The sequence below is a fragment of the Cypionkella sp. TWP1-2-1b2 genome (assembly GCF_049896245.1).
Classification (GTDB): Bacteria; Pseudomonadota; Alphaproteobacteria; order Rhodobacterales; family Rhodobacteraceae; genus Cypionkella.
Genome location: NZ_JAFCTX010000075.1, coordinates 1 through 7,426, shown reverse-complemented (window position 1 = coordinate 7,426; position 7,426 = coordinate 1). Strand labels below are relative to the sequence as shown.

Genomic DNA, 7,426 nt, shown 5'->3' with positions numbered 1-7,426 from the left:
ACGTACCAAGCCCTCTGGACCGCCGTCGGTGCAGTCTGCGATCTATTCCATAGCCAGGAATGCAGAAACTACTTCAAAGCCGCAGGATATGGTCCCGATTGAAGGTGACTTGCTCTAGTTCTGCGCCTTAACACAGAATTCAGAATGACCATCTTCATGAACACCCATCTGATTTCCGAGATTGCCAAGACCTGTACCAGCATCGCGGTGCTGAGCCACGGCAAGCTGGTCTACCACGACCGGATTGAAGCCGTGACCGCCCGATATGGCGACGATGCGGCTTTGGAGGAGCTTTACCTTTCGCTGACCCCCGTGGGTCGTCTGGCCGAGGTGGCATGATGGAAGGTGCATCCTCTCCCGGCTGGCTGATCGCCCGCCAATCCGCATGCTTCGTGCTGCGCGAACGGACGGTGGCGCTATTGTCGGGGATGTTCGTCGCACTGGTGCTGATTTCAGCTTGGCTCGGCTGGTCCGCGACCTCGACGGTCAATCGCATATATCTGGACGCGGCCGCGTTCCTGCAAGCGGCTGGCCAGCCAGTGCCGACGAACCCGGTTCTGGACATCTCTCCCTTATCACTGATGCGCAACATGTCGGTCTATGTGGCGCTGATCGGGGCCTTATCCGCTATCGTGATCGGCAATCGCCTGATTGGCCTTGATCGCAAGGCGGGGGTGTTGCCACTGATCGGCAGTCGTCCGCTTGGCCGCAATGCCTATGCGGGCGGCAAGATCGCAGCCCTGACCGGGTTGATCCTGACCTTGGCAGCGGTGGCGGCTTTGGTGGCGGTCGCGACGTTTCTGCTGCTGCCTGCCATAACCCTGACCGGGGTGCAGTGGGCGCAACTTGCCGGGTTCATGGCGGTGACCACGCTTTACATGGGCTTCTTTGGCCTGATCGGCCTTACGGCGGGGGCTTGTGCAAATTCGGAAACCGTGGGGCTTTTGCTGCCGGTCACCCTATGGCTGAGCCTGACTTTCATCCTTCCTCAACTGACCGCAAACCTGAACCCGACAGCTGCGATCAATCCGATTTCGGCGCTGGCCGCCCCGCTCGACACCAACTTTTTCTACTGGGCGGCACATATCCTTGGACCGTTCTCGCTGGCCGATGCCTACAAGTTCGCCTCGGCGGGGCTGCTTGACTACTTGCCGCAGGGCATCGCTTCGCCGTCTTTCATCCCGCCCGTGATCACTCTGGTCCTCGCGACTGGCGTGGCTGGCGCAATCGCTTGGCGCGCACTGACCCGGCTTTCCATGACGCAAGGCGAGTACAATGTCTGACGCAGCCCTGAACCCGGTCCGTCTGAACCCGACCCCCGTCCGCACCATCGCCGCCAAGGATATCCGTGATGCGCTGCGCGACCGGTTCATCCTGATCGTCACCGCCTTTCTGGGCCTCGCAGCCTTGGTGGCCCTTGTCACGGGTGCCATTGCGTTGCGCAGCGACGTCGCCACCTACGAGGCGGCCAAGGCTACGCTTCTGGCGCTTGGCAAATCTGTCGATGCGATCAAGCCGCCGGAGTTCTACCCGCTGCGCCTGTTGCGTGGTGCGATCGAGCAGATCGAGATCATCGGTGCCGCAATCGCAATTCTGATCGGCTACCGCTCGGCCGCCAGCGAACGCGGACGGCAAACCCTGGCCCTGATGCTGACGCGCCCGATGCGCCAGTGGCAATTCGTGGCGGGCAAGGCCTTGGCCGGAATCGGTCTTCTGGCGGGCGGGCTTGCGCTGGTTTTGGGTGGGCTGACGCTGCTCTTGCACCTGTTGTCCGGCATCGGTCTGGGCATGGATGACTTGGCTCGCATCACAATCGTCTGGGGTGTGGCCGTGGCTTATACCGCCTGTTTCTTCTTGGTCAGTTTCATCCTGTCGCTGCATATGAAGCAACCCAGCCATGCCTTGCTGCTGGCTTTTGCGATCTGGCTGACGCTGGTGCTGGTGGCACCGCAGATCGGTGACACGCTGGACCCCGACAATCAGGTGACCGGGGGCGTGTTCAAGCAATTAAACATCGCCAAACCCGACCAGACCGAGATCATGAAGGGTTTTGCCACCTTCGAGACGGTGCGCGACGGCATCGAACAAGCCTCTGTCACCAAACATTTTGAGCGATTCACCTTCGCCGTGCTGGGTATCAAGGCGACCTATGCCGGGATGCCGCTTGGCCCCATCCTGACCCTAATGCTGGGCAATCTGATCTGGATTTTCCTCACTGCCTTCGGACTCGGCGCGCTGGCACTGGCACTGGCCCTTCCACTCAACCCCGACAGGCTTGCAAAAGCCTGATTTCAAAGGAATTGACCCATGATCCTCAACAACCACATCTCGACGTTTGCGCTCGTCTCCATCCTTGGCCTGACGCTGGCCTGCCCGGGGTTTTCGCAAACCGCCACGACGGATACAGATGGCGATGGCGTGCCTGATACGTCGGAGGTTCTGCTCGGTACAGATCCGGTGGTGGCGGACACCGATGGCGACGGTCAGAACGATCTGGCAGACGCCGACCCCGCTTTCACGGCAAACCCGATTGACATGACGGGCGCGCCTGCCACCTTCACGATCAAGGAAGCGCCGGTCGAAAACAATTATGACTACGGCGCCAAGAAGGACGCGACCGACCACCTCGAACTGCTGGTGACCAATTCGGGTTCTGCGCCGCTGGCGAGTTTCTCGATCTACTACAGCATCACGGATGCCGACACGGGCAAGGTCGAGGGCACCTTTCGCAAGCTTGACAGCCTTAGCGTTCCCGCCGGTGGGGAGGCACGGACTCACTTCGACGACGGGGCAGTGGCTGGACATTCCCACGCCAACCCGAACTCAATCTACATCACCAGCCAGGCGGCAAAGACGATCACATTCGTTCTAAAGGCCGATGGCTTCGCTCCTGTCAGCGTCGATGTCGCCAAGGATAAGGGCGGTGCGGAAGCGGCGGACTGAGGGCATGGTCCGCAGCGTCGTCTACATCTGACCGAGTGCTGTTAAGAAATCGTCCGCACGGGAAGCGGCCCCGCGAAATTCAATATGCGGCAGACCGCCCTTTAAGCTTAACGATGTAAATGTAAGGTGTCCAACGTGCCTTCAGACGGTCGATCACCACATCCCGCAACGCGCTGTGCTGGAATAGATTGGGCAGGTTGCCGCAGAGTGCGTCTGTCATGCTTCGCGCGTTCACAGGGTAGTAAATAGCCCGACAGGCACCGAACCTACGTGTCTGAAAAGCGATTGCGCTCCAGCGCACGGAAAACTGTGGATCGGTGGCGTAAAAGCCTCATGGCAATCTCTGTGCCTAGGACTTTGGCTTCGCGTCGGCGTGCGATTTTGCGGCGATCTTACGGTGTTTGGACGACCACGTCGTGCGATGATCGCCTCCAGTTCCATTGCCACCCTCCAGCCTGACAGAAACGTATCCGCGATCAGCGCAGACATTCGCGTGTGAAGGCATCTACGTCCGCCAGAACCCGAAACCGACGGCCATCGGTAAAGGCGTCACTGATGAAGTCGAGGCTCCAGCGTTGATTTGCGGCTCTCGGCAGAACCATCGGGTGCCTCGTTCCAAAAACTCTTTTGCGCCCGCCACGCTTGCGAACCCGCAGCTTCTCTTCCCGGCAGAGCCTGCGCAACTTCTTGAGATTCATCCGAAGCCCTCTGCCGTTCCAGCATGATATGGATGCGCCGCCTCTCGGCGATTGCACCGCAATAGCCTGCCGGGCAACGGATAGCCAAATCGCCGCTTGGCGGCAACAGCCTTCATGGCTGCCCGCTCAGCCGCATCGTCAGGACGGGTGCTGCGATAACGCATACCCGACCGATCCACCGCCACCACCTCGCACGCCCGACGCGTTTCGCCGCAAAACGATCACCCTGATCGTTTTCTGATAGGCTACGCCCCCGTGAACTGCCACGACGAGCGCCCCCGCATCCCGCTTCACATGAGGCCGCGTCGCTCATGGGATGGTCCGCCCCGCACCTCGGCGTCAGTATTACTGCATCGCAACCCAAAAGGAAGGATGCGACCCAAACTCTGTCTGAAGCCTTCGTCTATGGGCTTAACATCGGCAAAAGCGTATTTCGCGTCGTGGCCGTCAACCCTGAAGGTGCTGTGATCCAGCGTGCCAAGTTTGCGCGTAAGACGCTTCAGTCGTTCTGCGATCCGGCGGCCAAAGCCTTGATCGCCATGAAAGCTTGCCCCGGATCACAATGGTTTGCCAGAAAGCTGATCGAGAAGGGGCATGGCGCCCGCATACCCCGGCTCGATTCGTGAAGCCTTATATGACGTCGAACAAGACCGACACGGTCGACGCGGCCGCGTGACCAGGCCGACCATGCGATTTTCGAAGTGCGCACCCCGAAGCAAGTTGATCTGCAGGCGCTCCACCCAATCCGCGACCGGCTTGTAGGTGAGCACACTGGGCTGATGAAACAGGCGCGGGCTTTGTGTATCAAATATGGGTTGTCCATGCCGGTTGGGGCTGGCGGCTTTCAGGCTGATATCCGACGTCACTTGGGCAATCTGGAGAATGATCTGACCCAGAACAGGCCAGGGCTGTTGAACGCTCTGCCAGATGAGCTTGCTTATATCGAGAACCGGGTCAAAGCCCTGAGCGCCAGGATCGACGCGATCACCAACGAAGACGAGACGATCCGCAGATTGCTGACCATCCCTGGGATCGGCGCCTTGGGCGCAACAGCGCTTGTGGCGGCGGCGGCAGATGGCCGCCAATTCCGCAAAGCACGCGATATGGCGACTAGGCTGGGCCTGTGCCCGCAGAACATTCGACCGCAGGAAAGCAGACCTTGCTTGGGATCATTAAGCGCGAAAACGGATATGTGCGCCGCCTGATCATCCAAGGGGCGTGATCCTGCTTTCTGCACCTGAACCGCGAAAGCCATGTTTTGGGCCGCTGGCTGAACGCATTGGATTTGGATCGACACGGCAAAGCCGCTGCTCGTCGGCATAGAGGCGTTGCTTGTTCGCGATGCCGCGAAGGAACTTCACAAATCAGTCGAAGATCACCCTACTAGAGGGTAAATATTCAGCAATCTTGCATCCACCCTTAATGACATCATCCGCAGCGCCCGCGCGCTTATCGTTGCTGGCTGATACAATGGCTTTAGCTATGCCGACATCTCGGACGTCGTTGGCATTCGCAAGGCCAGCACCCATCACCATTTTCCAAGCAAGGCCGCCCTTGTCCAAAAGTTGGTGGCGCGCCACCCGTGCGCAGACGGAAAGCGGGCGCGCCGAAGTTGGTCGCCACCATCCTGACCCTGTGGATCAGCTGCGCATTTATGTCGATCACTGGGCGCGTGTATCGGTGATCCGACGACGTCCTTTTGCGTATCCGCCTTGCTTGCAAGCCAGATTCCCGTTTTACCGCCAGAGGTTGTCGAAGAGGTGCGAGCCTACTTTCGGCTACTGTCTGAGTGCCATGCCTCTATTCTGGAAGAAAGGGCGCAAAAGGCTAGTATTCTTCTGTCCGGCACCGCCCGACCCGAGGCCGAGGGGTTCATGGCGACCGTCACGGTGCCATGTTGTCAGCGCGCGCCTGTAGAGACGAAAAGAAGTTCAGCCTTGTCACGACCCCTCTGATTGAAAGGCTTACAAGTATTCGGCGCTCGGTGCGCAACTTGCGCATTTATCCGCCGACGGTTGCCGCCCTTCGATAGCGTGGATTGTCTTTGCGAATTTTACCTACCATCTGATAGATAGGCAGAATCAATGCCTTTGCTTGGCTTGCGCGGGACGAGTGCACCGCGAAAGTCACCCATATCGCGCTCAGAAACTGCCTATCAATAGGTAATGAAGGAAATATCATGTTTCAGAAACTCGGATTGGTCGCGTTTGTCGCAACTTTTGGTACAATAGCATTCGTGCAAATCGCACAGGCAGAGCCTGCGAACGTCCGCGGCGAAATCGTCAGCTTCAGCACTGACGCCCTGACAGTGAAAACACGCGAAGGCGAAACGCTCAATCTGGCTCTGGCCGATGGTTGGATGGTTTCCAGCGTTGCAACTGCTGCAATCACCGACATCAAGGCCGGCGACTATGTCGGCATCGCGTCGCTTCCAACCAGCGCAGGTGGTAATGGCGCTCTGGAAGTGCTGATCTTCCCCGAAGCCATGAAAGGTGCCGGCGAGGGCAGCTATGGGTGGGATCTTCAGCCCGAGAGCACCATGACCAATGCGACCGTTGCAGATGCGGTTAGCCGTCAGTGTTATCACGACAAGCGTCGTCATCCTGGCGTTGCAGGACAACATGAACTGGGTGATCGCCGTCTTCGGCGCTTGGGCCATTGTCTCGGGCCTGATGCAACTGGGCGCCACGATACGCCGCTGCAAAAGCATGGGCGCAAAAATTGGAGCAGATCAGGAGGAATGCCCGAACTGGGCTTTGTTGCGCACATACGATGAAGGATTCACTCTGCGAATCCAGTCCGTTAGTCAGGCTGCATGAGCAGCGTAAAGCCAAACGCAATGGACGGTTATGCCTGCACCTGCGACCTCTTGCGCAACACTTGCGGTCAGCACGGTCACGGCACGATTGTTGTTCTGGGGTCCATCAACATCGGCAGCAGCTTTGAGGTCGAAAGGCTGCCAGTGGCAGACGAAACCGTCCACGCGATTGGTCGACAGTATTACGCCGGTGGCAAGCGCGCAAATCAGGCGGGGGCGGCAAGGCGGGCGGGGGCAGAGGTCGCCATTTTTGGGGCCACAGGCTCGGACCCGCATGCCCAAAAAGCCCTGGCGCCGTTGAGTGAGGCTGGGGTGCAGTTGTCGGACATTGCGATTGTGTCCGAAGAAACCGGTTTGGCGAATAGTCAGCGACAATGGCACCGAATGTGGCTCGACCGCGGCGATCCTCGGTGGCACTTCGCTGCGCGGTGGGCAGGGCTCGATCGTGGGCACGGTGATGGGCGCATTGCTGCTAGCAGTGCTGTCCAACGGAACTGTGCTGATGAACGTCTCTGGTTTCTGGCAAAGAGTGATCATCGGTGCTGTGGTTTTGGTTGCCGTGCTGGTCGATCTCTTGCGCCGCCGGTCAAACTGATAATTCTGGACTTTGGGACGGAATGACCACATTCCGTTCCAAAGTACCCAAGCAGAGGCCCTGACCACCGTGTTTACACCCGATATCAGCGAGGATTTAAAGACCAGGATTGCCTGGCTTTACTATGTCGAGGGGTTGACCCAGGACGAAGTGGCCAACAAGGTCGGCATGAACAGGTCACGCGTTCTGCGAATTCTGTCTGCGGCACGGCTCGATGGAACGGTTCAAATCCGCGTCACAACCCGCCTGTCAAGTTGTGTCGAACTGGAACGCGCGCTTGAGGAGCGCTGGGGGCTGACACAAGCCATCGTTGTACCCACCCCTCAGGATGAAAACCAACTGCGCCACATCATCGGGGCAGAGGTTGGCGCG

The 7,426-nt window shown here is 58.9% G+C and carries 9 protein-coding genes and 4 pseudogenes; 11 read left to right on the top strand and 2 right to left on the bottom strand.

The window, feature by feature from the left end:
• Positions 1-144 precede the first annotated feature (144 nt).
• Genes ACP7AP_RS23700 through ACP7AP_RS23685 form a run of 4 tightly spaced genes read left to right on the top strand, consistent with a single transcriptional unit; the run spans position 145 to position 2,943 of the window.
• Positions 145-339: a hypothetical protein gene (locus ACP7AP_RS23700; protein WP_426038325.1), complete on the top strand. Its 195-nt coding sequence runs from the start codon at positions 145-147 to the stop codon at positions 337-339.
• Positions 339-1,283 carry an ABC transporter permease gene (locus ACP7AP_RS23695; protein ID WP_426038323.1) on the top strand — a complete coding sequence of 315 codons (945 nt, stop codon included), beginning with the start codon at positions 339-341 and terminating at the stop codon, positions 1,281-1,283. The genes ACP7AP_RS23700 and ACP7AP_RS23695 overlap by 1 nt, the downstream gene beginning before the upstream one ends.
• Positions 1,276-2,289 carry an ABC transporter permease gene (locus tag ACP7AP_RS23690; RefSeq protein ID WP_426038321.1) on the top strand — a complete coding sequence of 338 codons (1,014 nt, stop codon included), beginning with the start codon at positions 1,276-1,278 and terminating at the stop codon, positions 2,287-2,289. The genes ACP7AP_RS23695 and ACP7AP_RS23690 overlap by 8 nt, the downstream gene beginning before the upstream one ends.
• A gap of 18 nt (positions 2,290-2,307) precedes the next feature.
• Positions 2,308-2,943 carry a hypothetical protein gene (locus tag ACP7AP_RS23685; protein WP_426038319.1) on the top strand — a complete coding sequence of 212 codons (636 nt, stop codon included), beginning with the start codon at positions 2,308-2,310 and terminating at the stop codon, positions 2,941-2,943.
• A 79-nt stretch (positions 2,944-3,022) separates the two neighbouring features.
• On the opposite strand, the gene ACP7AP_RS23680 is transcribed toward ACP7AP_RS23685, so the two are convergent.
• Both ACP7AP_RS23680 and ACP7AP_RS23675 read right to left on the bottom strand, forming a co-directional pair.
• Complete coding sequence (locus ACP7AP_RS23680; RefSeq protein ID WP_426038317.1) at positions 3,023-3,163, bottom strand: hypothetical protein; 141 nt, start codon at positions 3,161-3,163, stop codon at positions 3,023-3,025.
• A gap of 167 nt (positions 3,164-3,330) precedes the next feature.
• Positions 3,331-3,844 (bottom strand): annotated as a pseudogene (locus ACP7AP_RS23675) (IS3-like element ISMamg1 family transposase); the annotation flags it as partial.
• Between the two features lie 108 nt (positions 3,845-3,952).
• Here ACP7AP_RS23675 and ACP7AP_RS23670 point away from each other — a divergent pair.
• The 7 genes and pseudogenes from ACP7AP_RS23670 to ACP7AP_RS23640 all read left to right on the top strand — a co-directional run.
• Positions 3,953-4,267: a hypothetical protein gene (locus ACP7AP_RS23670; protein WP_426038315.1), complete on the top strand. Its 315-nt coding sequence runs from the start codon at positions 3,953-3,955 to the stop codon at positions 4,265-4,267.
• Positions 4,268-4,462: 195 nt separating this feature from the next.
• A complete protein-coding gene (locus tag ACP7AP_RS23665) occupies positions 4,463-4,846 on the top strand; it encodes a transposase (protein WP_426038313.1) in 384 nt (127 codons plus the stop codon).
• 273 nt (positions 4,847-5,119) lie between these two features.
• A pseudogene (locus ACP7AP_RS23660) lies at positions 5,120-5,272 on the top strand (hypothetical protein); the annotation flags it as partial.
• 548 nt (positions 5,273-5,820) lie between these two features.
• A complete protein-coding gene (locus ACP7AP_RS23655) occupies positions 5,821-6,417 on the top strand; it encodes a hypothetical protein (protein ID WP_426038311.1) in 597 nt (198 codons plus the stop codon).
• Between the two features lie 39 nt (positions 6,418-6,456).
• Positions 6,457-6,756: pseudogene (locus ACP7AP_RS23650) on the top strand (PfkB family carbohydrate kinase); the annotation flags it as partial.
• 37 nt (positions 6,757-6,793) lie between these two features.
• A complete protein-coding gene (locus ACP7AP_RS23645) occupies positions 6,794-7,054 on the top strand; it encodes a hypothetical protein (protein ID WP_426038327.1) in 261 nt (86 codons plus the stop codon).
• A gap of 69 nt (positions 7,055-7,123) precedes the next feature.
• Positions 7,124-7,426, top strand: a pseudogene (locus ACP7AP_RS23640) (sugar-binding transcriptional regulator); the annotation flags it as partial.